At 65.5% G+C, this 26,675-nt stretch carries 30 protein-coding genes; 18 read left to right on the top strand and 12 right to left on the bottom strand.

All coding sequences use genetic code 11. The features are described from left to right. Nucleotides 1-134: 134 nt before the first annotated feature. Nucleotides 135-2,855, bottom strand: a complete 2,721-nt coding sequence (gene acnA, locus XH83_RS01945) for an aconitate hydratase AcnA (RefSeq protein ID WP_194405426.1) — start codon at nt 2,853-2,855, stop codon at nt 135-137. Between the two features lie 241 nt (nt 2,856-3,096). Between acnA and ccmA the strand changes: the two genes are divergently transcribed. From ccmA to XH83_RS01920, 5 genes are all read left to right on the top strand, one after another. Continuing rightward, a complete protein-coding gene (ccmA, locus tag XH83_RS01940; RefSeq protein WP_194408131.1) occupies nt 3,097-3,699 on the top strand; it encodes a heme ABC exporter ATP-binding protein CcmA in 603 nt (200 codons plus the stop codon). A gap of 286 nt (nt 3,700-3,985) precedes the next feature. Further along, complete coding sequence (gene ccmB / locus XH83_RS01935; RefSeq protein ID WP_194405425.1) at nt 3,986-4,654, top strand: heme exporter protein CcmB; 669 nt, start codon at nt 3,986-3,988, stop codon at nt 4,652-4,654. 91 nt (nt 4,655-4,745) lie between these two features. Then, entirely contained in the window at nt 4,746-5,537 is a 792-nt protein-coding gene (locus XH83_RS01930; protein ID WP_194405424.1) for a heme ABC transporter permease, read from the top strand. Continuing rightward, the gene (gene ccmD, locus XH83_RS01925) at nt 5,534-5,719 is read left to right on the top strand and encodes a heme exporter protein CcmD (protein ID WP_194405423.1); all 186 of its coding nucleotides are present in this window, start codon (nt 5,534-5,536) and stop codon (nt 5,717-5,719) included. Before XH83_RS01930 ends, ccmD begins: the two co-directional genes overlap by 4 nt. Further along, entirely contained in the window at nt 5,716-6,309 is a 594-nt protein-coding gene (locus XH83_RS01920) for a DsbE family thiol:disulfide interchange protein (protein WP_194405422.1), read from the top strand. Before ccmD ends, XH83_RS01920 begins: the two co-directional genes overlap by 4 nt. 33 nt (nt 6,310-6,342) lie before the next feature. On the opposite strand, the gene XH83_RS01915 is transcribed toward XH83_RS01920, so the two are convergent. From XH83_RS01915 to ftsY, 3 genes are all read right to left on the bottom strand, one after another. Further along, a complete protein-coding gene (locus tag XH83_RS01915; protein WP_194405421.1) occupies nt 6,343-7,539 on the bottom strand; it encodes a hypothetical protein in 1,197 nt (398 codons plus the stop codon). A 216-nt stretch (nt 7,540-7,755) separates the two neighbouring features. Beyond that, a complete protein-coding gene (locus tag XH83_RS01910) occupies nt 7,756-8,358 on the bottom strand; it encodes a septation protein A (protein ID WP_194405420.1) in 603 nt (200 codons plus the stop codon). A 2-nt stretch (nt 8,359-8,360) separates the two neighbouring features. Next, on the bottom strand, nt 8,361-9,308 hold the full coding sequence (gene ftsY, locus XH83_RS01905; protein WP_194405419.1) for a signal recognition particle-docking protein FtsY: 948 nt from the start codon (nt 9,306-9,308) through the stop codon (nt 8,361-8,363). A gap of 60 nt (nt 9,309-9,368) precedes the next feature. Between ftsY and XH83_RS01900 the strand changes: the two genes are divergently transcribed. Then, complete coding sequence (locus XH83_RS01900) at nt 9,369-10,070, top strand: RluA family pseudouridine synthase (RefSeq protein WP_246776398.1); 702 nt, start codon at nt 9,369-9,371, stop codon at nt 10,068-10,070. A gap of 176 nt (nt 10,071-10,246) precedes the next feature. Further along, on the top strand, nt 10,247-11,356 hold the full coding sequence (locus XH83_RS01895; RefSeq protein ID WP_194405418.1) for a DUF2336 domain-containing protein: 1,110 nt from the start codon (nt 10,247-10,249) through the stop codon (nt 11,354-11,356). A gap of 201 nt (nt 11,357-11,557) precedes the next feature. On the opposite strand, the gene mtaB is transcribed toward XH83_RS01895, so the two are convergent. Both mtaB and dapF read right to left on the bottom strand, forming a co-directional pair. Continuing rightward, nucleotides 11,558-12,811 carry a tRNA (N(6)-L-threonylcarbamoyladenosine(37)-C(2))-methylthiotransferase MtaB gene (gene mtaB, locus XH83_RS01890; protein WP_194405417.1) on the bottom strand — a complete coding sequence of 418 codons (1,254 nt, stop codon included), beginning with the start codon at nt 12,809-12,811 and terminating at the stop codon, nt 11,558-11,560. Then, complete coding sequence (gene dapF / locus XH83_RS01885) at nt 12,811-13,686, bottom strand: diaminopimelate epimerase (protein ID WP_194405416.1); 876 nt, start codon at nt 13,684-13,686, stop codon at nt 12,811-12,813. The genes mtaB and dapF overlap by 1 nt, the downstream gene beginning before the upstream one ends. Nucleotides 13,687-13,926: 240 nt before the next feature. Between dapF and XH83_RS01880 the strand changes: the two genes are divergently transcribed. Both XH83_RS01880 and XH83_RS01875 read left to right on the top strand, forming a co-directional pair. Then, nucleotides 13,927-14,721 carry a GyrI-like domain-containing protein gene (locus XH83_RS01880; RefSeq protein ID WP_194405415.1) on the top strand — a complete coding sequence of 265 codons (795 nt, stop codon included), beginning with the start codon at nt 13,927-13,929 and terminating at the stop codon, nt 14,719-14,721. A gap of 5 nt (nt 14,722-14,726) precedes the next feature. Continuing rightward, nucleotides 14,727-15,443, top strand: a complete 717-nt coding sequence (locus tag XH83_RS01875) for an SIMPL domain-containing protein (RefSeq protein ID WP_194405414.1) — start codon at nt 14,727-14,729, stop codon at nt 15,441-15,443. Between the two features lie 222 nt (nt 15,444-15,665). Here XH83_RS01875 and XH83_RS01870 read toward each other — a convergent pair whose 3' ends face one another. Then, nucleotides 15,666-16,154: a hypothetical protein gene (locus XH83_RS01870; RefSeq protein WP_246776397.1), complete on the bottom strand. Its 489-nt coding sequence runs from the start codon at nt 16,152-16,154 to the stop codon at nt 15,666-15,668. Between the two features lie 89 nt (nt 16,155-16,243). Then, nucleotides 16,244-17,308, bottom strand: coding sequence for an MBL fold metallo-hydrolase (locus XH83_RS01865; RefSeq protein WP_194405413.1), 1,065 nt, complete (start codon nt 17,306-17,308; stop codon nt 16,244-16,246). A gap of 339 nt (nt 17,309-17,647) precedes the next feature. Between XH83_RS01865 and ffh the strand changes: the two genes are divergently transcribed. The 7 genes from ffh (at nt 17,648) to XH83_RS01830 (ending at nt 23,587) form a co-directional block, all read left to right on the top strand. Next, nucleotides 17,648-19,195 (top strand): signal recognition particle protein, encoded by a 1,548-nt coding sequence (gene ffh, locus XH83_RS01860; protein ID WP_014490648.1) that lies wholly within the window; start codon nt 17,648-17,650, stop codon nt 19,193-19,195. Nucleotides 19,196-19,280: 85 nt separating this feature from the next. After that, nucleotides 19,281-19,613 (top strand): 30S ribosomal protein S16, encoded by a 333-nt coding sequence (gene rpsP, locus XH83_RS01855; protein ID WP_014438992.1) that lies wholly within the window; start codon nt 19,281-19,283, stop codon nt 19,611-19,613. Nucleotides 19,614-19,622: 9 nt separating this feature from the next. Then, a complete protein-coding gene (gene rimM, locus XH83_RS01850) occupies nt 19,623-20,183 on the top strand; it encodes a ribosome maturation factor RimM (protein ID WP_194405412.1) in 561 nt (186 codons plus the stop codon). Between the two features lie 119 nt (nt 20,184-20,302). Beyond that, entirely contained in the window at nt 20,303-21,058 is a 756-nt protein-coding gene (gene trmD / locus XH83_RS01845; protein ID WP_194405411.1) for a tRNA (guanosine(37)-N1)-methyltransferase TrmD, read from the top strand. Nucleotides 21,059-21,168: 110 nt separating this feature from the next. Beyond that, complete coding sequence (gene rplS / locus XH83_RS01840) at nt 21,169-21,552, top strand: 50S ribosomal protein L19 (RefSeq protein ID WP_028133304.1); 384 nt, start codon at nt 21,169-21,171, stop codon at nt 21,550-21,552. Nucleotides 21,553-21,876: 324 nt separating this feature from the next. Then, complete coding sequence (leuC, locus tag XH83_RS01835) at nt 21,877-23,283, top strand: 3-isopropylmalate dehydratase large subunit (RefSeq protein ID WP_194405410.1); 1,407 nt, start codon at nt 21,877-21,879, stop codon at nt 23,281-23,283. Nucleotides 23,284-23,377: 94 nt separating this feature from the next. Further along, nucleotides 23,378-23,587 (top strand): hypothetical protein, encoded by a 210-nt coding sequence (locus XH83_RS01830; protein WP_194405409.1) that lies wholly within the window; start codon nt 23,378-23,380, stop codon nt 23,585-23,587. Between the two features lie 77 nt (nt 23,588-23,664). Here the strand turns inward: XH83_RS01830 and XH83_RS01825 are convergent, their stop codons facing one another. After that, a complete protein-coding gene (locus XH83_RS01825) occupies nt 23,665-24,213 on the bottom strand; it encodes a hypothetical protein (RefSeq protein WP_194405408.1) in 549 nt (182 codons plus the stop codon). Between the two features lie 178 nt (nt 24,214-24,391). Here XH83_RS01825 and XH83_RS01820 point away from each other — a divergent pair, with 178 nt between their 5' ends. Continuing rightward, the gene (locus XH83_RS01820) at nt 24,392-24,691 is read left to right on the top strand and encodes a DUF1330 domain-containing protein (RefSeq protein WP_194405407.1); all 300 of its coding nucleotides are present in this window, start codon (nt 24,392-24,394) and stop codon (nt 24,689-24,691) included. Nucleotides 24,692-24,695: 4 nt separating this feature from the next. Here XH83_RS01820 and XH83_RS01815 read toward each other — a convergent pair whose 3' ends face one another. Together XH83_RS01815 and XH83_RS01810 are read right to left on the bottom strand one after the other, a co-directional pair. Further along, nucleotides 24,696-24,962 (bottom strand): hypothetical protein, encoded by a 267-nt coding sequence (locus tag XH83_RS01815; protein ID WP_371746244.1) that lies wholly within the window; start codon nt 24,960-24,962, stop codon nt 24,696-24,698. Nucleotides 24,963-24,991: 29 nt separating this feature from the next. Then, nucleotides 24,992-25,273 (bottom strand): hypothetical protein, encoded by a 282-nt coding sequence (locus tag XH83_RS01810; protein WP_194408127.1) that lies wholly within the window; start codon nt 25,271-25,273, stop codon nt 24,992-24,994. A 155-nt stretch (nt 25,274-25,428) separates the two neighbouring features. Between XH83_RS01810 and XH83_RS01805 the strand changes: the two genes are divergently transcribed. Further along, nucleotides 25,429-25,839, top strand: coding sequence for a metallopeptidase family protein (locus tag XH83_RS01805; RefSeq protein WP_194405406.1), 411 nt, complete (start codon nt 25,429-25,431; stop codon nt 25,837-25,839). On the opposite strand, the gene XH83_RS01800 is transcribed toward XH83_RS01805, so the two are convergent. Next, a complete protein-coding gene (locus XH83_RS01800) occupies nt 25,815-26,633 on the bottom strand; it encodes a helix-turn-helix transcriptional regulator (protein ID WP_194405405.1) in 819 nt (272 codons plus the stop codon). The genes XH83_RS01805 and XH83_RS01800 overlap by 25 nt on opposite strands. Between the last annotated feature and the right edge of the window lie 42 nt (nt 26,634-26,675).

Raw genomic sequence — 26,675 nt, 5'->3', positions numbered from 1 at the left:
CGCCCAAGGACCGTTTTCCGCCGCGCGGGCCCATCCGAACGTGCCGCAAACGCATGAAAGGCGGCCTTGTGATAGGCCGCCTTCATTTAACCTTCTACTCACTTCGCAGTGAGCCACCGTTCACAAATCCGCGCTTAGGCCGCGAGCTTGCGCAGCACGTAGTGCAGGATACCGCCGTTGCGGTAGTAGTCGAGCTCGTCCAGCGTATCGATGCGGCAGAGCAGCGAAACGCGCTGCAACGAGCCGTCGCCGGAGACGATCTCCGCGGTCAGCTTCTGACGCGGCTTGAGGTCGCCCTGCAGGCCGCGCAGCGTGACCTTCTCATCGCCCTTCAGGCCGAGCGACGACCAGGAGGTGCCTTCCTCGAAGGTCAGCGGCAGCACGCCCATACCGACCAGGTTGGAGCGATGGATGCGCTCGAAGCTCTGGCAGATCACGGCGCGCACGCCGAGCAGGCGCGTGCCCTTGGCAGCCCAGTCGCGCGAGGAGCCGTTGCCGTATTCGGCGCCGGCGAACACCACCAGCGGCACCTGCTCCTGCTGGTACTTCATCGCGGCGTCGTAGATCGACATCTGCTCGCCGTCGGGCCAATGCTTGGTGAGGCCGCCTTCGGGGATGTTGCCGTCGGCGCCCTTCAGCATGAAGTTCTTGATGCGGATGTTGGCAAAGGTGCCGCGCATCATCACTTCATGGTTGCCGCGGCGCGTGCCGTACTGGTTGAAGTCGGCGGGACGCACCTGGTGCTCGCTGAGATATTTGCCCGCGGGCGAGGTGAGCTTGATCGAACCGGCCGGCGAGATGTGGTCGGTGGTGATCTTGTCGCCGAACATGGCGAGGATGCGCGCCTCGACGATGTCGGTGACCGGCTCCGGCTCCTTCTTCATGCCGTCGAAATAGGGCGGGTTCTGCACGTAGGTCGAAGACATGTTCCAGCGATAGGTCTCGCTCTCGACCGTCTTGATCTTGCGCCAGTTGGCGTCGCCCTTGAACACGTCGGCATACTTCTTCTTGAAGATCGTCGAGGTCACGAACTTCTTCATGAAGGCGTTGATTTCCTTCGTCGTGGGCCAGATGTCCTTGAGGTACACCGGCTTGCCGTCCTTGCCCTCGCCGATCGGCTCGACGGCAAGGTTTTTGGTAACGCTGCCCGCGAGCGCGTGGGCGACGACCAGCGGGGGCGAAGCGAGATAGTTCGCCTGCACGTCGGGCGAGACGCGGCCTTCGAAGTTGCGGTTGCCGGACAGCACGGCGGCGGCGACGATGCCGTTGTCGTTGATCGACTTCGAGATCTCCTCGGGCAGCGGACCGGAATTGCCGATGCAGGTGGTGCAGCCGAAGCCGACCAGGTTGAAGCCGACCTTGTCGAGATCCTTCTGCAAGCCGGAATCGGCGAGATAGCCCGCGACGACCTGGCTGCCGGGGGCGAGCGAGGTCTTCACCCACGGTTTTGCCTTCAGGCCCTTCGCGGCGGCGTTACGGGCCAAGAGGCCGGCGCCGATCAGCACGCTCGGGTTCGAGGTGTTGGTGCAGGAGGTGATGGCGGCGATCACGACGTCGCCATGGCCGATCTCGAAATCCTTGCCCTCGACGGAAAAGCGCTTGTTGGGCTCCTCGGCCTTCTTGTATTCCGTGCCGAGCGCGAGCGAGAAGCCTTCGGCGACCGACGGCAGCGCGATGCGGCCTTCGGGGCGCTTCGGACCGGCCATCGACGGCACGACGTCGGCGAGATCGAGCGTCAGCGTTTCCGTGAACACCGGATCGGGCGACTTGGCGGTGCGGAACAGCCCTTGCGCCTTGGCATAGGCCTGCACCAGTGCAACGCGCGGCGCGGCGCGCCCCGACGTCTTGAGGTAGTCGATCGCGGCGGCATCGACCGGGAAGAAGCCGCAGGTCGCGCCATATTCGGGCGCCATGTTGGCGATCGTCGCCTTGTCGGCGACCGAGAGATTGTCGAGACCGGGGCCGAAGAACTCGACGAACTTGCCGACCACACCGAGCTTGCGCAGCATCTGCGTGACTGTCAGCACGAGGTCGGTCGCGGTGACGCCTTCCTTCATCGCGCCCTTCAGCTTGAAGCCGACGACGTTGGGCAGCAGCATCGACAGCGGCTGGCCGAGCATGCAGGCTTCCGCCTCGATCCCGCCGACGCCCCAGCCGAGCACGGCCAGACCATTGACCATGGTGGTGTGGGAGTCGGTGCCGACCAGCGAGTCAGGGTATGCGACCTCGAAGGTGCCGGTCTTCTTGCCGACCGTCATCTTCTCCTTCTTGGTCCACACCGTCTGGGAGAGATATTCGAGATTGACCTGGTGGCAGATGCCGGTGCCGGGCGGCACGACGGAGAAGTTCGAGAACGCCTTCTGGCCCCACTTCAGGAACTCGTAGCGCTCCTGGTTCTGCTTGTACTCTTCGGTGACGTTCTTGCCGAAAGCCTTGTTGTCGCCGAAGAAGTTCACGATCACGGAGTGGTCGATGACGAGGTCGACCGGCACCAGCGGATTGATCTTCTCGGCGTCGCCGCCGAGCTTCTGCATCGCGTTGCGCATCGCGGCGAGATCGACCACCGCCGGCACGCCGGTGAAATCCTGCATCAGCACCCGCGCCGGGCGGAACGCAATCTCATGCTCCAGCGACTTCTTGCGCAGCCATTTCGAGACGGCGACGATGTCCTCTTTCTTGACCGAACGGCCGTCCTCGTTGCGCAGCAGGTTCTCGAGCAGGACCTTCATCGAGTAGGGAAGTTTGGAAATTCCCTTCAGACCATTCTTCTCGGCCGTGGGCAGGCTGTAATAGACATAGGTCTTGGCGCCGACCTTGAGGGTCTTTTTGCATTTGAAGCTGTCGAGCGAGGTCATGTAGGAAATCCCAATTGTTAGTTATACCCGGCAGGGTATTTTAACACCGTCAGCACATCTAGGCTGGGCCGCTTGCGGGGGCAGGTTGAGTTGCTGCATCAAGTAGTTCCGGGCTTATAGAAGCTTTCTAACCGCGCCGCCACAGCCACAATCGTGCCGCAGCAACCGCCAGCCAAAAATTCCCATGCGCTACCCCAAGTTTTCCTGAGGCCCGGTTTTGAGTGACCTGAAACAAGGCGAGATGCAGCTCTCCGGACACGGGGTCGCCTGCGTGCGGGGCGGCCGCCAGGTGTTCGCCGGGCTCGATTTCGCCGCGGTCTCCGGCGAGGCCGTGGCGGTCGTCGGCCGCAACGGATCGGGCAAGACCTCGCTGCTGCGGCTGATCGCCGGCCTGCTCGTGCCGGCGGAAGGCAAGATCGCGCTGGCGGGCGGCGATCCCGAGCTGACGCTGCCCGAGCAGTGCCACTATCTCGGCCATCGCGATGCCCTCAAGCCGGCGCTCAGCGTGGCCGAAAATCTGACCTTTTGGGCCGAATTTCTCGGCGGCGAGCGTTTTGACTTCGCCGAGAGCCTCGCCATTGTCGGTCTCGCGCACGCCACCCACCTGCCCGCCGGCTTCCTGTCGGCCGGCCAGCGCCGCCGCCTGTCGCTGGCGCGCCTGCTGACTGTCCGCCGCCCGGTCTGGCTCTTGGACGAGCCGACCAACGCGCTGGATGTGGCGGGACAGGACATGTTCGGCGACCTGATGCGCGAGCACCTGTCGCGCGGCGGCATGATCGTCGCGGCGACCCACGCGCCGTTGGGGATTGAGTCGCGGGAGCTGCGGATCGGGGGTGTGGCGTGATGCGGCCCGACCCTCAGCTTTCCGAGCGGCCAGGTGGCGGCCGCTCCGTCCCCTCGCCTTCCCTGCTTGCGGGAGAGGCCGGCATAGGCGGCCCCTGGCCGCCGTCCCTAAAAAACGCCGATGCTTTGCATCGGCTAAGGCGCCGGGTGAGGGTTCTATCCTCAGGGGAAATCTTCGTTGTCGAGATCCCCTCTCCCCACTCCTCCCCCGCAGGCGGGGGAGGGAGCGCACCGTCCCCGCAGCGCCAGCCCGACTCCCATGGCCGCTTCGCCAGAAGGGCCACCTCATGACCGCCCTGTCCGCCATCGTCCGCCGGGACATCCGGATCGCGCTCCGCGTCGGCGGCGGGGCGCTGATCGGGGTGCTGTTCTTCCTGACCGTGGTGGTGCTGATGCCGTTCGCAGTGGGGCCCGATCTGGCGCTGCTGTCGCGGCTGGGGCCGGCCATCCTCTGGCTCGGAGCGCTGCTGGCGAGCCTGCTCACCCTCGACCGGCTGTTCATGGCCGACCACGAGGACGGCTCGCTCGACCTGATCACGATGAGCCGGACGCCGCTGGAACTCGCCTGTGCCGCCAAGGCACTGGCGCATTGGCTGGCCGCCGGCCTGCCGCTGATTGTCGCAACCCCCGTGCTCGGCCTCCTGCTCAACCTCGACATGGTCGCGACCGGCGCGGTGGCGCTGACGCTTCTGGCGGGTACCCCGGCGCTGACGTTTACCGGTATGATCGGCGCGGCGCTGGCGGTGACGCTGCACCGCGGCGGGCTGCTGATGGCGGTGCTGGTGCTGCCGCTGTCGATTCCCGTGCTGATTTTCGGCGTAGCGGCCTCGCAGGCCGTGATCGTCGGCCCGATGACCTTCGGCGCGCCGTTCTCGATCCTGTGCGCGCTGTCGCTGGTCAGCCTCGTGATCGGCCCCTTCGCAGCCGCGGCGAGCCTGCGGCATGGACTTGATTAGGATGGACTCGGCCGACCTTGACCCCGATCAACTTTCGTCCCTCGCTTTCGTGCTGATTGCCTGAGCGGCCATCGACGATTATCAGGGTACCATGACACTGATCGACCTCGCCAACCCCACGCGGTTCCTCGCGCTGACAGCGCGGGTCCTGCCGTGGCTTGCGGCCGCGACCGTCGTCCTGCTCGCGATCGGTCTCTATCAAGCCGCGCTCGCACCCGACGACTACCAGCAGGGCGCGACGGTGAAGATCATGTTCATCCACGTGCCCAATGCCTGGCTGTCGATGTTCGTCTGGGGCGTGATGAGCATCGCCTCGCTGGGAACGCTGGTGTGGCGTCATCCGCTCGCCGACGTCGCCGCCAAGGCGGCCGCGCCGATCGGCGCCGCCTTCACCTTCCTCGCGCTGCTCACGGGCTCGCTGTGGGGCCGGCCGATGTGGGGCACCTATTGGGAATGGGACGCGCGGCTCACCTCGGTGCTGATTCTCTTCCTGATGTATCTCGGCCTGATGGCGCTGTGGCGGGCGGTCGACGATCCCTCGCGCGCGGCCCGCGCCGCCGCGGTGCTGACCCTGGTCGGCGCGATCAATTTGCCGATCATCAAATTCTCCGTCGACTGGTGGAACACGCTGCACCAGCCCGCCTCGGTGATGCGCATGGGCGGATCGGCCCTCGACAAATCCTTCCTGATTCCGCTGCTGGTGATGGCGATCGCCTTCACGCTGCTGTTCGTCACGCTGCATCTGGCCGCGATGCGCAACGAGATCCTGCGCCGCCGCGTCCGCTCGCTGCAGATGATGCAGGCGAGCCGTGTCGCGTTCTCGAGCGAGATCGGTGCCGGCGCGCGCGGACAAAACGCGTCGAACGAAGTCGGGGCCGCATGATCATGTCGCTGGGTCCCTATGCCTCCTTCATCGTGACGTCCTATGCCGCCGCGGCCCTCGTGGTCGCGATCCTGATCGGCTGGATCGCGCTCGACCATCGCAACCAGACGCAGCGCCTGCGCGAGCTGGAGGAGCGCGGCATCACGCGCCGTTCCGGCCGCAGCGCGACGGAATTGCGATGACCGATCAACCTGCCTCCGCGCCGCCGCAGCGCCGCACCGTCCTGATGGTGCTGCCGCTGATCGCCTTCATCGGACTTGCGCTGCTGTTCTGGTTCCGGCTCGGCAGCGGCGATATCTCTCGGATCCCCTCCGCGCTGATCGGTCGTCCGGTGCCGCAGACCGTGCTGCCGCCACTCGAGGGATTGCAGGCCGACAACGCGCACGTACCGGGGCTCGATCCCGCCGCGTTCAAGGGCAAGGTCAGTCTCGTCAATGTCTGGGCGTCCTGGTGCGTGCCCTGTCATGACGAAGCACCGCTTCTGACCGAACTGGCAAAAGACAAGCGCTTCCAGCTGGTCGGCATCAATTACAAGGACACGGCCGACAATGCGCGCCGCTTCCTCGGCCGCTACGGCAACCCGTTCGGCCGCGTCGGCGTGGACGCCAACGGCCGCGCCTCGATCGAATGGGGCGTCTACGGCGTGCCGGAAACCTTCGTCGTCGGCCGCGAGGGCACCATCGTCTACAAGCTGGTCGGCCCGGTCACGGCGCAAAACCTCAAGACGGTGCTGATGCCGGAGCTGGAGAAGGCGCTCAAGGCAGGAAGCTGACCTGGCGCGGACAAGCTGCCCGAGGGCGTGAGTTCACGGCACGTTGTCGCGACGATGGGTCGGGTCCGTGTGGCCCGCGAGCAGGCCAGCCACGGCATCCCAGCCCTTCTCGAAGATATGGCCGACCTTGTGGCCGAAGGAATCGTCCGGGCGCAGCCGCGGCGATTCCAGAATGTGCGTCAGGTGCCGGTGATCGCCGGGAATGCTGCTGACCTCCGCGTCGACGGCGGCTTGGACATCCGTCATGAGGTCATCGAGGCGCTGGGCCCAGCCGGACCCTTTGAGCTCGATCTGCGTTCGCAGTGCCTGCTCGATCCGGTAGATCTCGCTCACGATCTCCCTGGCCCGCACCGGGCGATTGTTCCTGAGCGCGAAGAGCAGGAGGTGGTGCTTCTGCTCGATCTGATCGAGCACCATCGAAACCGCGATCGCGAAGGGGCCCGCCGCGATCCGCGCCGCAGCCCGGTCGTCGGCTGTCGTGGTCGCGAGCGACAGCAGCTCCCATGGACGTTCCAGACGCCTTGCGACGATCGTGAGCGCGAACGGCACCGCATCGGCGCGCCTGGACTTGAGCGTGCTGAGGAGGCCAAGGACCTTGTCGAGGCTGGCGCCCTCGAGCCGGGCGATCTTCGGCGCAAGCGCACGGCCAAACTCGTCGAGCTCCCGCTGCAGGTCGAGACAGCGCAGCATCTTCTTGAGGTCATCGAACGTCGCATGGGAGCTGGTATAGGCCATCAGCCCGTCGCGAATGCCGGCTGCGCCCTCGGCAGACCCAAGCTGGCCGTTGAGAGAGGTCAGCACCTTCTTCTGGAACGCCTGGGCCATCTGCCGTGCTTCGGGCTGCTTGTCGGCAGAGATGGCCTTCGTCGCGTTGGCGATGTAGTCGGCCGCCATGCTGCGCAGCAATTGCTCGGTCACGAGGCTCCAGATCGGTGCGAGCGATCCACGGGCGATCTGTCCGCTATTGGCCCGCTCTGGCGCGCTGTCCACCAGCACCGGCTCGAGCGGCTCGAAGAAGTAACGTGAGGGATTTCCGACGCGGTAGTGGTTCGGGCCCGTGTTGCGAAACTCGGCACGCAGCGCCGCGATCAATGGCTCGGAATGCGGGATGTCCTCGCCGAGGAGGTGCAGCCGCTCCAGTTCGGCAAGCAGGCGGCGCCGGACCTGCGGAGCGAGTTGCCGGAGGTACTGAATCAGGTGTTCAGCGGTCTGGTCCTGTTTTGCACTCATCACCGGGCCCTCCGGCGTGCCACCCTCTCTTCACGACCCGAGGCTATCGCCTGCGACCGTTCGGACAAGGTCCGGAGCTGAAGAATCTCAGCTTGCGGTTATAGAGCGATGAAGGAACCCGCCGGACGCGTCGCTCGATCCGGTCAGTTGCGCGCGCGAAGTGCACGCCAGCGTGAATAGAGGGTGGTGGTTGGATGCCCCGGCCGGCGCCGGCCGCTACCCCTTGCTCACGTCCCCCGCTTCGGCCTCGCTGGCCTCCAGTGACACCGGCTCGAGGTGATAGCGCTTGGTCAGCGGCATCTGGGCGACGGCGAAGATCATGGTCAGCGGGGTGACGCCGAACACCTTGAAGTTCACCCAGAAGTCGGTGCTTTGCGTGCGCCAGATGATCTCGTTTAGCACCGCCATGCCGGCGAAGAACAGCGCCCAGCGCAGGGTCAGGATGCGCCAGCCCTGCGGCGTCAGATTGAACATCTGGTCGAACATCACGGCGATGAAGGAGCGGCCGAACAGCAGGCCGCCGCCGAGGATCGCGGCGAACAGGCCGTAGATGATGGTCGGCTTGAGCTTGATGAAGGTCTCGTCGTGCAGCACCAGGGTCAGCGTGCCGAACACCAGCACGATCACGCCGGTGACGATCGCCATGATCGGGATATGGCGCGTCACCACATAGGACGCCGCCATCGCCGCCACGATCGCGACCATGAAGGCGCCGGTTGCCGCGAACAGATTGAACTTCGCATTGACGAAGAAGAACACGAGCAGCGGACCGAGCTCGGTCGCCAGCTTGAACAGCGGATGCGGCTGGGTCTTGTCCATCTCTAGCTTTCGATTCCGGCGATGGCGCGGGCGAAGTCGCGCGCGGTGAACGGCGCGAGATCGTCGACGCCTTCGCCGACGCCGATGAAGTGCACCGGCAGTTTGAATTTCTCCGCGAGCGCCACCAGGATGCCGCCACGCGCGGTGCCGTCGAGCTTGGTCATCACGAGGCCGGTGACCCCGGCGGTGCGATGGAACGCCTCGACCTGCGACAGCGCGTTCTGGCCGACGGTCGCATCAAGCACCAGCAGGACGGCATGCGGCGCAGTGTCGTCCACCTTGCGGATGACGCGCACGACCTTTTCGAGCTCGTTCATCAGCTCGGCCTTGTTTTGCAGACGCCCGGCGGTGTCGATCAAGAGCACGTCGATGCCCTGCTCCTTCGCCGCGGTGAGCGCGTTGAAGGCGAGGCTCGCCGAATCCGAGCCTTGCGCCCCCGCGACGACGGGCGTCTTCGTCCGGTCGCCCCACACCTTGAGCTGCTCGATCGCTGCCGCGCGAAACGTGTCGCCGGCGGCCAGCATCACCTTGCGGCCTTCGGAGGCGAATTTCTGCGAGAGCTTTCCGATCGTGGTGGTCTTGCCGGAGCCGTTGACGCCGACCACGAGGATGACGAACGGCTTCTTGGCCGCGTCGATCACGAGCGGCTTTGCCACCGGCGACAGCACCTTCTCGACCTCGGTCGCGACGACGTCCTTGACCTCGTCGGCCGAGATCGCCTTGTCGTAACGGCCGGTGCCGACCGCGTCCGCGATCCGCACCGCGACTGACGTGCCGAGGTCGGCGCGCAGCAGCACGTCCTCGATGTCGTCGAGCATGGCGCGGTCCAGCTTGCGCTTGGTGACGAGGTCGGCGACCGCGGTCCCGAGCGAGGACGAGGTGCGCTTCAGCCCGTTGGACAGGCGGCGCCACCAGCTCAGCTTGGGGGGATCTGACGTGGTATCGTTCATGGTGGCGGTGTGTTAGCCGTTCCGGCTTCCAAACGAAAGACTTGACCGAAAGTCCTGCAATTGCTCGATGTTCCCCAATTGTCCGCCGACGAGATCATGGCCCGCGTGCTCCATCGCGACGGCCTGATGCTGATCATCGACAAGCCGGCCGGCCTTCCCGTGCATCGCGGCCCCAAGGGCGGCGCCAATCTGGAGGATTCCTTCGACGCGCTGCGTTTCGGCCTGCCGCGGCCGCCGGTGCTGGCCCACCGGCTGGACAAGGACACCTCCGGCTGCCTCGTGCTCGGCCGCCATCGCAAGGCGACCGCCTCGCTCGGCCTGCTCTTCAAGCACGGCAAGATCGGCAAGACCTACTGGACCGTGGTCGAGGGCGGGCCCACTGAAGACGAAGGAACCATCGACATGCCGCTCGGCCGGCTCAATGCCGAGCGCGGCTGGTGGCAGAAGCCGGACCCGGAAGGGCAAAAGGCGATCACCAACTGGAAGGTGATGGGCCGCGGCGACGGTTTCACCTGGCTCGCCATGGAACCGGTCACGGGGCGGACCCATCAATTGCGGGTACATTCGTCCGCGACGGGCTGGCCGATCTTCGGCGATAACATTTACGGCAACGGCCCGCGCTTCGGCGAGCCGAAGCTGCATTTGCATTCCCGCGAGATCGTGGTGCCGGTCTCCCGGAACAAGGAGCCGGTCCGCGTCGTGGCGCCGGCGCCGCCGCATATGCACGAGAAGCTCAGGGCCTGCGGCTGGAATGGGGAATAGGCGCCGCAAGGTGCACCTCTCCCGCAAGCGGGGGAGGGAGCGCACCGACGCCGCGGCTGCATCTTGCGGACGCTCGCCGCTCCCGCCCATGGTTTACGAAACCTTCAGTCCTCGTCCCTCATGATGACGGTTGCTTAGAACAAGCTTCTGTAACCGCTCAGGACGAGCAACGCGTCATGTCCACGGCCGGGCTATCGATCATCGACGAGGTCGAATCCGCAATTCGCGCGGGCTCGCCGGAAAAGGGCCTTGCGACAGCCCGACGCGTCACCGACCTGTTCCTCTCCTCCGCCGGCAGTTTCGACGACGAGCAGATCGCGCTGTTCGACGAGGTGCTCGATCGCCTGATCGGCACCATCGAGCTGCGCGCGATTGCCGACATGGGCGCTCGCATCGCGCTCGCCGAGATCAGCGCGCAACTGGCGCCGGTGGCTCAAGCGCCGCCCTCCGTGATCCGCCGCCTCGCCAGCAATGACGAGATCCGCATCGCCGGTCCCGTGCTGCAGGAATCCGCCCGCCTCGACGACGGCGAGCTGGTGAAGATCGCCTCGGCCAAGGGCGAGCCGCATCTGCTCGCGATCGCCGGCCGCTGGTGGCTGAAGGAGATCGTCACCGACGCACTGCTGGCGCGCCGCTATCCGAGCGTCAGCCGCAGGCTCGCCGCCAATCCCGGCGCGCGAGTCTCGGGCAACGGATTCGCACTTTTGGTCGCCCAGGCCGAGGCGGATCCCGAGCTTGCCCTCAGCGTCGGCGTCCGCGTCGACCTGCCGTCGGAGCTGCGCCGCGGATTGCTGCGCTCGGCGACCGATGCCGTGCGTGCCCGCCTGTTGTCTCGCGCGCCGCCCCATCTGTTCGAGGAGATCCAGAGCGCGATCGCGGCCATCGCCGTCGGCGTCGAGCGCGAGATGTCCGGTGTCCGCGATTTCGAGGGCGCCAAACGCGCGATTGCCATGCTCAAGGCCACCGGCCAGCTCAATGAGGCCACGTTGCTCGGCTTCGCCAGGCAGCGGCGCTACGAAGAGACCGCAGCCGCCCTGGCGGCGCTGTCCGGATCGACCGTCGAAGTCATTCGTCCACTGATGCAGAGCCTGCGCGACGACGGCCTCCTGGTGCCGTGCAAGGCCGCGCAGCTGAGCTGGGAAACCACCACCGCCGTGCTCGAATGCCGTTTTGCGACCGGCGCGATGAAGCCAGCGGACCTCGCGCGGGCGCAGGGACACTACGCGCGGATGACGCAGGAGAATGCAAAGCGGACGCTGCGGTTCTGGCAGGTGCGGGCGTCGTAGCGGCGCGCGCGATCGAGGACAGAGTCTCCACACCCTCGGTGTCGTCCCTGCGAACGCAGGGACCCATAACCACAGGGGGAGGTTTAGCGAAGATTCGCAGTTCGGTACTCCTACCATCCACGACCGATAAATCACGCGGTATGGGTCCCTGCGTTCGCAGGGACGACGTTGGGGATGCCATGCGTGGCAACTCCGACACCGCTATACGGTCAGCCGCTCGCCATCGCTGCCGGCAATCACGAGCGGCACGACGCTGCCCGCACGCTCGCCCGCAATCGCCACCGGCAGATAGTGCTCGGTGCGCCCCTGTCCCTCGCTCTCGATCAGCACCTCACGCGTCGTGCCGATCTCGGCTTGCAGCCTTCGCCGCAGCGCCGCCTCGCCTGCCGCACGCAGCCGTCGCGCACGCTCTTTGATCGCACCGCCCGCAACCTGGGGCATCCTTGCAGCCGGCGTGCCGGGGCGCGGCGAATAGGGGAAGACATGCAGGAATGTCAGCCCGCACGCTTCGACGAGATCGAGCGACCGCAAGAACATCTCGTCCGTCTCGGTCGGGAAGCCCGCGATGATGTCGGCACCGAAGACGACGTCGGGGCGCAGGCGGCGGACCTGGTCGCAGAATGCGATCGCATCCTGTCGCGAATGCCGCCGTTTCATGCGCTTCAGGATCATGTCGTCGCCGGATTGCAGCGACAGGTGCAGGTGGGGCATCAGCCGCGCATCATCAGCGATGGCATCGAGCAGATCGGCATCCGCCTCGATCGAATCGATTGAGGAGATGCGCAGGCGCTTCAGCTCCGGCACATGCCGCAAGATCTGCTTCGTCAGCATGCCGAGCCTGGGCGCCCCGGGCAGATCAGCGCCGTAGCTGGTGAGGTCGACACCGGTCAGCACGATCTCGGCATGGCCGCGCTCGACAAGGTTGCGCACTTGCTCGACCACCGCGCCCATCGGCACCGAGCGCGAATTGCCGCGGCCATAAGGAATGATGCAGAAGGTGCAGCGATGATCGCAGCCGTTCTGCACCTGCACGAACACGCGCGGCAGGCCGCTCGCATAGCCGTCGATGAGATGCGGCGCCATCTCCTTCACAGCCATGATGTCGCTGACGGCGATCTTTTCGCTGGCGCCAAGGTCAAAGGCGCTGCGCGTCTCGTGCCACGCTTCGCTGCGCATCTTGTCGTCATTGCCGACGATGCGATCGACCTCGGCCATGTCGGCGAACATGCCGCTTTGCGTCTGCGCCGCGCAGCCGGTGACGACGATGCGCGCTGAGGGGCGCTCACGCTTCAATTTGCGGATCGATTGCCGCGCCTGCGCCACCGCCTCGTTGGTGACGGCGCAGCTGTTGATGACGATGGTATCTTCGAGCCCCGCAGCTTCCGCTTCGCGGCGGATCACCTCGGCCTCGAAGGCGTTGAGGCGGCAGCCGAACGTGACGATGTCGACGGCCATCAGGCGGCCGGCGCAAACAGCGCCGGATCGAATCGGCCCTCATATTCGAAGGTCGCCGTGCCCGTCATCAGCACGTGGTCGTCGCGCTCGCGCCATTCGATGCCGAGCTTGCCGCCGGGCAGCGTGATCTCGACATTGCGCTCGGCCCGCTTCAGGCGGGCCGCGGCGACCGCCGTGGCGCAAGCCGCCGAGCCGCACGCCCTGGTCAGGCCGGCACCGCGCTCCCAGGTGCGGATCGTGATGTGCTCGGGATCGACGATATGGGCGAGCGTGATGTTGGCACGCTCCGGGAAGATCGGGTGGTTTTCCAGCAGCGGACCGAAGCGGCCGAGATCGTAGGCGTCGACGTCGTCGACCCAGAAGATCGCATGCGGATTGCCCATGCTCACCACGGAGGGCGAATGCAGGATCGGATTGTCGATCGGCCCGATCTGCAATTCGATGTAGCGGGTGTCGCGGAACTCTTCGGCCAGCGGGATGTCCTGCCAGCCGAACTTCGGCATGCCCATGTCGACGGTGTAGAGATCGGGCGCCGGCCCTTGCCAGGCATTGAGCAGGCCGGAAGCGGTCTCGAACGTCGCATTGGTCTGCCCGTTCTTCTCGAAGATGCGCCGCACCACGCAGCGCATGCCGTTGCCGCAGGCGCCGGCTTCCGAGCCGTCATTGTTGTAGATGCTGATGAAGGCCTCGGTGCCGTCGAGCCGCGGCTTCTGCAGCACCATGAGCTGGTCATAGGCCACGCCGCCATTCGCGGAGGCCACCGCGCGGGCGTCGTCGGGCGTCACCCGGCCTGCGGAATCGCGCATGTCGACAACGACGATCTCGTTGCCGATGCCGTTCATCTTGGCAAATGCGTGATTGGCCAGCGCGCTCATGAAAATTCCCGAATTTCGCCTGTCTTATATGGCGATCCTTGCCGGCTTGGCCAGTGTTTTGCCGGCGGTCGCCAGAGGTCTGCCATGACGCATCTGTCATGGGACGAATTTGGCGCCCGCGTGTTAGAACGGCGCGTTCGCGCGAACCGGGCGCGGCCGGGCGCAAAGACGGATTTAGGCCTTGGTGGTTAAGGCCTTGGTAGTTGAGGCCTTAGCAGTCGAGGCCTTGGGGAGAATAAAATGTTCAGGTTTCGTCGTCTCGCTCTGGCCGCGCTGATCCCGGCCGCGGCCTTGTCGCTTGGCCTGCCCGAGGTTCTGGCGCAGACCCCGAGCCCGGCGACCCCAAGCCCGGTGCCGGCCGCCTCGGCAAGCCCCTCGCCGGCCCCATCGGCCTCCTCTGCGCCGGCCGCGAGCGCGTCGCCGGCGCCCGCGGCGACGGCCTCACCCGCACCAACGCCTGCAGCCAGCGCTTCGCCTGCTCCGGCGGCGTCGCCCTCGCCCGCCGCCAGCGCCTCACCGAGCCCAACGGCCCCGCCGCCGGCGGCCGCCGCGACCCCCGCCCCGGTGCAGACCGCCGATCCGTTCGGCCTCGAGACCACGCTCGAGGCCAAGAAGGTCGTGATGGTCAAGGGCACCGCGAACTGGGATTCGGCCTTCGATACGCTGATCGACGCCTTCAAGGCGCTGAACACGCTGCTGGACAAGCAGGGCATCAAGCATGCCGGCAATGCGATGATCGTCTACACCTCGACGGACGATACCGGCTTCACCTTCCTGGCCGAGATCCCGATCGAGCAGGATCCCAAGAACCTGACCAAGGACATGAGCATCGGCAAATCGCCGGAAGGCAAGGTGCTGAAATTCGTCCATCGCGGCTCCTACGACAACATGGACAACACCTACGAGGCGATCACCAATCACCTCGACGACAAGAGGCTGGAAGCCAAGGACACCTTCATCGAGGAATACCTCACCGATCCCCTGAAGACCGCCGAAGACAAGCTCGTGATCAACGTTTTCGTGCCGCTGAAATGAGAGACATGACGAAGCCTGCCATCCTTGCTGCCTCCCTCGCCGCCGTTCTTGCCGTCACCCTGCCGGCAACGTCCGCACTCGCCGACGATGTCGTCTCCGCCATTTCGGTGAGCGGCGAAGCCAGCGTGTCCGCAGCGCCGGATCTCGCGCAGATCGACGCCGGCGTCGCCAACGACGCCAAGACGGCGAAGGAAGCCTCCGACGCCAATAACGCCGCGATGGGCAAGGTGCTGCTGGCGCTGAAGGGCGCCGGCATCGCCGAGAAGGACTACCAGACCTCGCGCCTGTCGCTGCAGCCGCAATACGGCCAGAACAAATCCACCGGCGCCTCCCCTGTGGTCAGCTTCCGCGCCAGCAATCGCGTCACAGTGAAGATCCGCGACGTGACCAAGGTCGCCGGCATCATCGACACGCTGGTTGCCGCCGGCGCCAACGACATCGGCAACATCTCCTTCGAGGTGACGCAGGTCTCGAAACTGCTCGACGACGCGCGCGAGCAGGCGGTGGCGGACGCCCGCCGCAAGGCCGATATCTACGCCAAGGCAACCGGAGTGACGTTGGGCGCGCCGCTCAGCGTGTCCGAGGGCGGCGCGCCGGTGCCGCTGTTCAAGGGCCGGATGGCCGCAGCTCCCCTGGCCGCAGGTGCCGCCGTCGCGCCGGGCGAGGAGACGCTGTCGGTGACGGTGAATGTGAGCTGGACGATCAAGGCGAAAGAGCAATAGCTCTCGTCATCTAATAAGTGACACATCGCCGCGACATCAATGGCGTCGTCTCCGCGAACGCAGGGACCCATGACCACAGGGAGTGGTTATGGCGCGACGCAGGTAACTCCGAAACTTCGCCAGACATCCCCTGTGGTTATGGGTCCCGGATCTGCGCTTCGCTTGTCCGGGACGACAGCAATATTTGGAGACAGCGGAGCCAAATCTCCACCACCTGCCTGATCAATCATTCGCGCTGATATCCGTAAAAAGGAACCCCGTCGGCGTCTTGGTAAAGACGAAGATGAGCTCGCCGCAGAAGACGAAGTAACTGTCGTTCTTGTAGTCATCGCGATCGTAGACGGCCTTGCCGCGCTGGATACACGCGCGATTTTTCGCCGTGAACGAGGTCCGATAGGTCTTGGCGCCAAATTGCGCGGCGTCGCGAATGGCGTTGTCGTTCATGAACGGCAATCGTGTCATAGCGGCGACGGCGGCGGAATCGTTTGCCTTCAGCGCTGCGCGAAACTTCTCGATGAAGCCATCGAATTCCTTCTGCAAGGCAGGAGAAGCGACGGCGTTCTTCGCCTGGACGACGGCAGGAGCAAGGCTCGCGAGAGCGGCTGCAAGCACAATTCTCAGCAAAAATCCCACAGGCCGGCTCCATCCATCAATCAAGGTCTTCCGACCAAATCCATGGTGTTTGGTTGCGTCATGGGCTTTCTGGTTCAATACCGCAGAGCCGCATGAACTTGTCGCCATGGGAGCAAAGCGGACACTGCTTTCGTCGCATCACGCCGCCGGGCTTATGGGTACACGACCTAGATCTCCACCACCTGCCCCGGCTTCATCGCCACGAACCGCTCCTGCGGAATCTTCGCGGCATCCAGCGCTTCCACCAGCGCCTTCGCCGGCGCGTCGATCGCTTCATCCGTCAGCTGGAACGTACCGTGATGGTGCCCGAGCGCGGCCTCGGCGCCGCAATCGGCCAGCGCCTTCACGGCGTCTTCCGGATTCATGTGCTGGTCGCGCATGAACCATCGCGGCTCGTAGGCGCCGATGGGGAGGATGGCGAGGCGCAGCTTGCCGTGCTTCTCGGCGACGCGGCGGAAATGCCGGCCATCGCCGTAACCGGAATCGCAGACCACATAGATCTTGCCGGCCGGCGTCTCCAGGACAAAGCTCGCCCACAGCGCCTTGTTGCGATCGAACATGCCGCGCGCGCTCCAGTGCCGCGTCGGCACCAGATGCACGGCGATGCCGCCGCCGAGCTCGACGCGGTCGTGCCAGTCGAAGGCTTCCACCTTGATCGTGGAATCCCAGCTGCGCATCGTCACGTCGTTGCCGAGCGGGGTGACCACACGCGGGGCACAATTCTTGGTGAGCCGTGACAGCGTCGCGATGTCGAGATGGTCGTAATGGCCATGCGAGACCAGCACGACGTCGATCTTCGGCAGCTTCTCGAACGCAATGCCGGGATCGTTGTGCCGCTTTGGCCCGGCCCAGGCGACCGGTGAGACCCGCATCGACCAGACCGGGTCAATGAGGATGTTGAGGCCGCCGGTCTGGACCAGCCAGCTGGCATGGCCGACGAAGGAGAGCCGCAACCGATCGCCGTCGACCCGCGCCGGCGGGGTGTCGGCATGAGGGCTGGGCGCCCAGTCGGGCCATTCGGCGCGATTCCGCTTGCCGCCGAGCTGCCAGCGCAGCACCTCGCGCAGCGACTTTGGCGGTGCGCCGTCCGGATCGAAGAAGGTCAGGCCGTCGAAATGATCGGAGACCGGGCCGTCATAGGTTTTCATGTAGGACATCCAGAGCGAGGGCACGCCGACCACCGCGCCGGCCCCGGCAAGCAGTCCGAACAGGCGGCGGCGGGTGATCGGCATGGGAACTTCAAGGGTGGTAACGGAGGCAGGTCATCGCCTCTATATGGGCGGACCCCCGCGAAAAGGAACCGGCCGCTAAAATTGCTCTCTTTTCAGGACCTTGGCCTGGCAGCGGCGGCCCGGCACCCTAACTTTCCTTGACTTTTGGGCGGGAGCGGCGTTTAACCCCGCCACTTTATCGGAAAGGCTTTCTTTTCGACCCGCCGACCGGCCCTCGGGGCCGGAGGTCAACGCCCGACAGCGCTGTGCGCCCTCGGGCGCAAAGGTGTTTGGAAGATCGTTTGGCCGAGGAAGTGGTCATCCCCCGCGAAGGCGGGGGACAGCAACAGGACAACTTCATTGTTCGACAATCTGTCGGAACGGCTTGGCGGAATTCTCGATCGTCTGACGGGGCGCGGTGCGCTGACCGAAAAGGACGTCGACGCCGCGATGCGAGAGGTGCGCCGCGCGCTGCTGGAGGCCGACGTTGCGCTCGAGGTGGTCCGCAGCTTCACCGAGCGCGTCCGCGAGCAGGCGATCGGCGCCACTGTCGTCAAGTCGGTGACCCCCGGCCAGATGGTGGTCAAGATCGTCCATGACGAGCTGATCAACACGCTCGGCGCCGAAAGCCAGACCATCGACGTCAATTCCGTGCCGCCGGTGCCGATCATGATGGTCGGCCTGCAGGGCTCGGGCAAGACGACCACCACCGCAAAGCTCGCCCGCCGCCTGGTCCAGCGCGACAAGCGCAAGGTGCTGATGGCTTCGCTCGACGTCTACCGTCCGGCGGCGATGGAGCAGCTGGCCGTGCTCGGCCGAGATCTCGACATTCCGACCCTGCCGATCGTGGCGGGGCAACAGCCGCCGCAAATTGCCAAGCGCGCGCTGGAGGCCGGCAAGCTCGGCGGCTACGACATCGTGCTGCTCGACACCGCCGGCCGCACCACGCTCGACGAAGACATGATGGCGGAAGCGGCGGCGATCAAAGCCGCCGCCAATCCGCACGAAGTGCTGCTGGTCGCGGACAGCCTCACCGGCCAGGACGCCGTGAACCTCGCGCGCGCCTTCGATCAGCGCGTCGGCCTCACCGGCATCGTGCTGACGCGCGTGGACGGCGACGGCCGCGGCGGTGCCGCGCTGTCGATGCGTGCCGTCACCGGCAAGCCGATCAAGCTGATCGGCACCGGCGAAAAGACCGACGCGCTGGAAGATTTCCACCCCGACCGTATCGCCGGCCGCATCCTCGGCATGGGCGACGTGGTCTCGCTGGTCGAACGCGCCGCTGCCAATATCGACGCCGAGAAGGCCGCGCGCACCGCCGAGCGAATGCGCAAGGGTCAGTTCGACCTCAACGACATGCGCGAGCAGCTGTTGCAGATGGCGAACATGGGCGGCATCAGCGGCCTGATGGGCATGATGCCCGGCATCGCCAAGATGAAGAACCAGATCGCGGCCGCCGGCATCGACGACAAGATTCTGAAGCGTCAGGTCGCAGTGATCGATTCCATGACGCGCGACGAGCGCCGTCATCCCGACCTGCTCAAGGCCAGCCGCAAGAAGCGCATCGCCGCCGGTTCCGGCCAAAGCGTCGAGCAGGTCAACAAGCTGCTCAAGATGCACCGGAACATGGCCGACGTGATGAAGGCCATGGGCTCGGGCAAGCGCGGCCCGCTCGCCGGCATCGCGCAGGCGATGGGCTTTGGCGGCGGCATGAAGATGCCCTCGCCCGAAGAGATGAAGGCGATGCAGGAAAAGATGCAGAGCGGCGGCGGCCAGGGTCTGCCCAGCCTGCCGAAGGATCTGCCGCCCGGTCTTCGCTCGGGCCTGCCGAATTTGCCGGGGCTAACGGGCCTCAGCGGCAAGCCGACGCTGCCGGGCCTCGGCGGTTTCCCCGGCAAGAAGAAATGAGGAATTCGTCGCGAGGGACCGCACGGTCTCGCGCGGCGCGCAAATACCGATCAACCGAACAAACCGTATTTTGAAGGAGAACTAGATGTCCGTCGTTATCCGCCTCGCCCGCGCAGGCACCAAGAAGCGTCCCGTCTATCACGTCGTCGTCGCTGATTCGCGCTTTCCGCGCGACGGCCGCTTCATCGAGCGCCTCGGCTATTTCAACCCTCTGCTGCCGAAGGACAACGAGACCCGCCTGAAGCTCGACATGGACAAGGTGAAGGCTTGGCTCGCCAAGGGCGCGCAGCCGTCGGACCGCGTGTCCCGCTTCCTCGATGCCGCCGGCGTCAAGAAGCGCGAAGCGCGCAACAACCCCGAGAAGGCCGTGCCGCGCAAGGAGCGCAAGGCGCAGGCCGAAGCCGCCGCCAAGGGCTAAGGCTAGACCATGTCGGCGCTGGTCTGCGTCGCGCGGATCGGCGCCGCGCATGGTGTGCGCGGTGCGGTCAAGCTTTGGACTTTTACGGAAGATCCGTTTGCCGTCCGTCGCTACGGGCCCCTGCTGTCCAAGGATGGCAGGCGCCAGTTCGAAGTCGCGCAGGCGCGCGAGGCCAAAGATCATCTGGTCGCGACGTTCAAGGGCGTCACGACCCGCGATGAGGCCGAGCGCCTCAACGGCATCGAGCTTTACGTCGCGCGCGAAAAACTGCCCGCGACGGACGAGGACGAATATTACCACACCGATCTGATCGGGCTCGCCGCCGTCACCACGGGCGGCGATGCGCTCGGCCGCGTACTCGCGATCCATAATTTCGGCGCCGGCGACATCATCGAAATCGCGCCGCCGAAGGGACCGACGATGCTGCTGCCGTTCTCGAATGCGGTGGTGCCGGAGGTCGACCTCAAAGCCGGCCGCGTGGTGATCGCGCTGCCGCAGGAGATCGAGGGCGATCGGGACGACGACAACGATCCCTCCCCGAGTCGTCCCGGCGAACGCGGGGACTCATAACCACAGGCCGTCGTTTTTTGGCTAAGCTGATAGCTCCGATCATCGCAAAATGACGTGCGGTGGTCAGGGGTCCCGGGCTCGCGCTTCGCTCGCCCCGGGACGACGAGAACCGAGATCCGATGACCAATCCCTCACCCTGGCGCGCGACTGTGCTGACGCTGTTTCCGGAGATGTTTCCGGGACCCCTCGGCGTGAGCCTTGCCGGGCGGGCGCTGGCCGCGGGACTCTGGCATATCGAGGCGCGGGACATCAGGGCCTCCGCCACCGACCGCCACCGCAGCGTCGACGACACCCCCGCCGGCGGCGGACCGGGCATGGTGCTACGGGCGGATGTGCTGGCGGCCGCGATCGACGCCGCCGAGATCGCACCGGAGCGGCCGCGCCTGCTGATGAGCCCGCGCGGTCGGCCATTGACCCAGGCCCGGGTGACGGAGCTTGCCCGGGGCCCCGGTCCCCTGATCGTCTGCGGACGGTTCGAGGGGATCGACCAGCGGGTGATCGACAAGCGGGGCCTGGAGGAGGTCTCGATCGGGGATTACGTGCTCTCGGGGGGCGAAATCGCAGCCTTAGCCCTGATCGACGCCTGCGTGCGGCTGCTGCCGGGGGTGATGGGCAAGGAGGCCTCGGGAACCGAGGAAAGCTTCTCCGATGGTCTGCTGGAATACCCCCAATACACCCGCCCGCAGCTGTTCGAGGGGGTCCCGATCCCTGAGATCCTGACCTCCGGGGACCATTCCAAGGTGGCGGCCTGGCGGCGGGCGCAATCCGAAGCCCTCACCGAGGCCCGGCGGCCCGATTTATGGGCCAAGATCCCGCCCAAGCCGGCGAATCGAGCCCGTCGCCAAAAAACGCCAAAAAACAAGACAGACGGGTGACAAACGCTCCGGCTTGCCTTATAGCAGCGGCCAAATCCGCAATGGCTGGATAGACGAATTTTGCGCAGCCCCCCGTTTCCAGGGCTGGGCGCGCCGATGGAGATTTACCCATGAACCTGATCAAGCAGCTCGAGCAAGAGCAATTCGACAAGCTGTCCGCCGGCAAGGACATTCCGGAATTCGGTCCCGGCGACACCGTGATCGTCAACGTGAAGGTCGTCGAAGGCGATCGCACCCGCGTGCAGGCCTATGAAGGCGTCTGCATCGGCCGTTCCGGCGGTGGCCTCAACGAGAGCTTCACCGTGCGCAAGATCTCCTACGGCGAAGGCGTCGAGCGCGTGTTCCCGGTGATGTCGCCGATGATCGACTCGATCAAGGTGGTGCGCCGCGGCAAGGTGCGTCGCGCCAAGCTCTATTATCTCCGCAACCTGCGCGGCAAGTCGGCCCGCATCGTCGAGAAGACCGAGCACGCCAAGGCTGCCGTCAACGAGTAAGCCTCGCTTCTCCAGGCACGTTTTCGAAAGCGCGGGGCTCGGCTCCGCGCTTTTTTGTTGCGTCAGCCGTGCGCTTCAAACCACTCGCGCTTCCAGTTCGGCCTGCTATATATTCCTGGAATGTTTCCAGATCCGACCAGCCTCGCCCCCGTCCAGCGCATCGTCATCGACGATCGCTCGCGGCTGCCTGGCCGGTTCTTCGGCCGCTTCGCGACCTCGGCAACGTCAGAGCTTAGTCCCGCAGCCTAACAGGCTGCGCTGACGATTTTGTTGCCCGCGCGATGCGCGCTTACCCGCTTCACACATTCTTCGGAGCTGACGCTCATGTCCAAGCCCACCACATTGTACGACAAGATCTGGAACGACCATCTGGTGCACGAAGCCGACGACGGCACCTGCCTGCTCTATATCGATCGCCACCTGGTGCACGAGGTGACCTCGCCCCAGGCGTTCGAAGGCCTGCGCGCGACGGGGCGCAAGGTTCACGCGCCGGAGAAGACGCTCGCCGTCGTCGACCACAACGTGCCGACCACCGATCGCACCAAGCCGAATCCCGATCCGGAGAGCATCGAGCAGATCAAGGCGCTGGCCGAGAACGCCAAGGAATTCGGCATCGAATATTACAACGAGTTCGACAAGCGCCAGGGCGTCGTCCACGTCATCGGCCCCGAGCAGGGCTTTACGCTGCCCGGCACCACCATCGTCTGCGGTGACAGCCACACCTCGACGCATGGCGCCTTCGGCGCGCTCGCGCACGGCATCGGCACCTCCGAGGTCGAGCATGTTCTGGCGACGCAGACGCTGATCCAGAAAAAGGCGAAGAACATGCGCGTCACCGTCGACGGCAAACTGCCTGACGGCGTGACGGGCAAGGACATCATCCTGGCCATCATCGGCGAGATCGGCACCGCCGGCGGCACCGGCTATGTGCTGGAATACGCGGGCGACGCGATCAGTGCGTTGTCGATGGAAGGCCGCATGACGGTCTGCAACATGTCGATCGAAGGCGGCGCCCGCGCCGGCCTCGTCGCGCCCGACCAGAAGGCGTTCGACTTCCTGCGCGGCCGCCCCAAGGCCCCGAAAGGCGCCGACTGGGATGCGGCCATGCGCTACTGGGAGAAACTGCGCTCCGACGACGGCGCGCATTTCGACAACGAGCTGCGCCTCGACGCGGCCAAGCTGCCGCCGATCGTGACCTGGGGCACCAGCCCCGAGGACGTGATCTCGGTGACCGGATTCGTGCCCGATCCTGATCAGATCGCGGACGAGGCCAAGCGCATCTCCAAGCATCGCGCGCTGAAATACATGGGCCTCACCGCGGGAACGAAGATCACCGACATCAAGGTCGACCGCATCTTCATCGGCTCCTGCACCAACGGTCGCATCGAGGATCTGCGCGCCGCCGCCAAGATCGCGGAGGGCAAGACCGTCTCGGCCAACGTCAATGCCATGGTCGTGCCGGGCTCGGGCCTCGTGAAGGAGCAGGCCGAGGCTGAAGGTCTCGACAAGATCTTCATCAAGGCCGGCTTCGAATGGCGCGAGCCGGGCTGCTCGATGTGCCTTGCGATGAATCCGGACAAGCTGGCGCCGGAAGAGCGCTGCGCCTCGACCTCGAACCGCAATTTCGAGGGACGCCAGGGTTTCAAGGGCCGCACCCATCTGGTGTCGCCGGCGATGGCGGCGGCGGCGGCGATCGCCGGTCACTTCGTCGACGTCAGGGACTGGCGCTAAGCCAATCCCAGCAATTGTAGCGATCGCGGCAAACCGCCGTTAAACGATAGCCTGACACTGTCGTCCTCGCGAGGTTTTCGCGAGGACGCGCGCCATGGCGAACAAGCCTGAATATGTCGACCTGATCAGCGAAGCCACGCGCCAGCACCGCCGGCGCGCGACGCCCTTGCGCATCGTCGCCAAGCCGGAGGTCGAGGAAACATCGAAGCTCAGCCGCTGGCCGCCCGCGATGTTCAGGCAGTGGAAGCTCGAGAATTTGATGCGGTGGAAGGCTTCGTCGTGGAAGCTGAAGGATTGGCTGTAGGCCGTCCAACCCCGACGTCATTCCGGGGCGCCCGACGGGCGACCCCGGAATCTCGAGATGACGTCACCTCACTCACATCACCAATAGTACCGGTACGGATGGTGCCAGCGATGCCAGCGGCAGACCCGTCGCGGGCCGTAATAGGTCCAGATGATCCGGCAGCGGCGCGGATGGTGGTAGTAGGGATAATAGCCGCCGACATAATAGCGCCGGTGGAAGTGGCGGTGGCCGTAGTGCGGCCGATAGATTCCGTAGCGATGAAATCCGCCATAGCGGTGAACGCCGCCATAGCGATAGCCGCCGCCGTGGAAGGCCGGCGCGGCGCGGATGCCGCCGATATGAGCGCCGTGGAATCCACCGCCGCGGAAGCCGCCGATATGTCCGCCGCCACCGCGGAATCCACCGCCGCCGTGAAAATGTCCGCCCCCGCCATGTCCGCCGCCGCCATGGCGAACCTGCGTGACGAGATCGTCGCTCGCCCCCTTGGTCGCGGGTGACGTCGCCGGATTGATCAAGTTCAGCGCTTCAGCCCGGCGCGCGGTCCCGGCCGTCAGCATCAGCGTCGCCGCGGCCGCAATCCCGAGCAGGCGCATCGGGCTTGCCCTGAGACCCATTATCCTCAGCATGGAAATCCTCCCTGAATCCGGACAGCGGAGTTGCGGTGCTCGTTCCGAGCCCGCGTCATCCCTGTTCAATTGCAGTCGCTCCCGGGATTAAATTGCGGACAGCGATGTGAACGCGCCATGAATGAACGAAGCTGGCTGCGCGCTGCGGCGCTGTGCCGCGATGGGAGGAAGTCGTGAGATGACGGTCTACGCGATTGCACAATTGAAGATGACGGACCGCGCGGCCTATGACCGCTACCAGGCGCGGTTCTTCGACGTGTTCAGGAGATACAATGGCCGGCTGCTCGCCGCCGACGAGCGCCCGCGCGTGCTCGAAGGAACCTGGCCGCACGACAAGCTGGTCATGATGTCGTTTCCCGACGAAGCGGCCTTCCTCGCCTTCTCGAACTCACCGGACTACGAGGAGATCTCCCGCGACCGCAAGGCGGGCGCTGAGGCCACCGTGCTGCTGGTGAAGGGATTTGCGCCCGCCGGCTAGCGCGTCACCAGAACGGGCCGTAGCCGAACACGAAGGGTGCAGGCACGCCGTAGGGATAGGGACGGTAGTGCGCGGGCCGCGCGTAGTAGCGGGGATCACGGCGCACGAGGGGCGGCACGACGTATTGCGGTCGCGCCGGGCGCCGCACATCGAAGACCGCAATCCCGGCCGAGGCCTCCGGGATCGCCACCCGATGCGCCGCTGACGCGCAAGGCAGGCCGGCGGCCAGCGCGCCGGCAACGGCCCATGCAAACCATCTCGCAATGATCACCCCACTGGGCTCCAACGCCGCGCGCCGCCCTAACCCGGGCGCCAGTAGCAGCTCACGCGCGGCACGATCACCGTGCCGCTCGGCCGGAATTCCTGCACATAGGTCGCGTTGCATTCGCGGACCGCATTGGGACCGGGATTGTAGCGCGGATAGACGCCGTCAGGGCTGTAATAGGGCGTGACGCGCAGGCGCGCCGGGTGCCGTTTGCGCGGCGGCGGGATGTCGTCCGGTGAGGCGGCCTGGGCCAGCCTGACGCCGGGGGCCGCCGTCTGCGCCTCCGCGCCAACGCAAAATTGCGAAAACAACCCCATGCACAGTAGCGTCAGCGCTGTTCTTGCTCGCATTTTTTCGCCCACCTGAAACGTCCCGTCGAGCGGCCACGCTCCCCGTTTTGGCGCCGCCCGTCAACCTCGCCGCATCTATAAAGCGGGATGCATCGCCGCGGAACCCACGCTATGAGAAGCCCATGTGGACGGAATTGAAAGCGCCCTCGCTGGCCGAGATGGAAGCGACGGCGCACGAGATCTTCGAAGGCCTGCCGGCGGAATTCCGCAAGCTCTGCGAGGGCGTGATCATCCGCGTCGACGACTTCCCGACCGAGGAGGTCCTGGACGAGATGGAGTGCGAGAGCGAGTTTGACCTGCTCGGCCTGTTCCAGGGCGTCGGCCTGCCGCAGCAGAGCCTGGGCGACGTGGCGCGGCTGCCCAACATGGTCTGGCTCTACCGCCGGCCGATCCTGGATTACTGGGCCGAGCACGACGAAAGCCTCGGCCACATCGTCCGCCACGTCCTGATCCACGAGATCGGCCACCATTTCGGTCTTTCGGACGACGATATGGAAGCGATCGAGGCTCAGGCGGAGCAGGACGCGGACTGACCAAGGCGCGGCGCAGAGAGGAGCATCGTCAGTCGATAATCGGACCACCCCGCGAGAGACAGCGACACCTGCTGATAGTGCAGGTGCCCCATGGTCGGATGATTGAACGCACGCTCGCCTCCTTCGCGAGCCAAGACCCCCTGCGTGTCCCAGCAGCGCTCGAAATCGGGACTTTCTCGTCTCAGTTGCTCCACCAGCCAGCGAATCTCGGGATCATCGGAGTAGGCTGTCACCGCGGCACGGAACTCTGCAACGACGCGGCGTGCTCGGGAAGTCCAGTCAAGGATCAGGGTTCGAGCCTCAGGCCTCAGAAAGATGTAGCGCAGGAGATTCTTTTCGCCGTCTGCATCGAGCCATCCTGCAAACAGGAGGGACGCTTGTGCATTCCAGCGACGCGCACGCCATGTGCGATCGAGGATATAGGCCGGTCCATCGATCGCATCGACACAGGCCAGGATTTCTTCAGGCGGATCATCCCTTGTGCTGGGACGTTCGGGATCGCGCTTGCCCGCAACCTCGAACAGGTAGCTGCGCTCGGCGCGTGACAGACGCAATCCGTGCGCGAGGCGCGAAAGTGCCGCCGCGGAGACGGACACGTCGCGCCCCTGCTCGATCCACGTGTACCAAGTGACGCTCAATCCGCAGAGCTGCGCGACCTCTTCTCGCCGAAGTCCGGGCGTGCGCCGTCGTGATCCACCGGCGAGGCCGAATTCTGCCGGTGACTGGCGCTCCCGGAGCGCCCGCAAGAACGCGCTGAGCGAGAGAGCCGGGGCGGTTGGATCCTGTCCTTTCATGGTGGTAATTATACTAGCATAATATGGGTTCTTAAACTGGTA

It is taken from the genome of Bradyrhizobium sp. CCBAU 53351 (assembly GCF_015291745.1).
Classification (GTDB): Bacteria; Pseudomonadota; Alphaproteobacteria; order Rhizobiales; family Xanthobacteraceae; genus Bradyrhizobium.
Note: the sequence above shows the minus strand (reverse complement) of the source record. Positions and strands in the feature narration are given on the sequence as shown.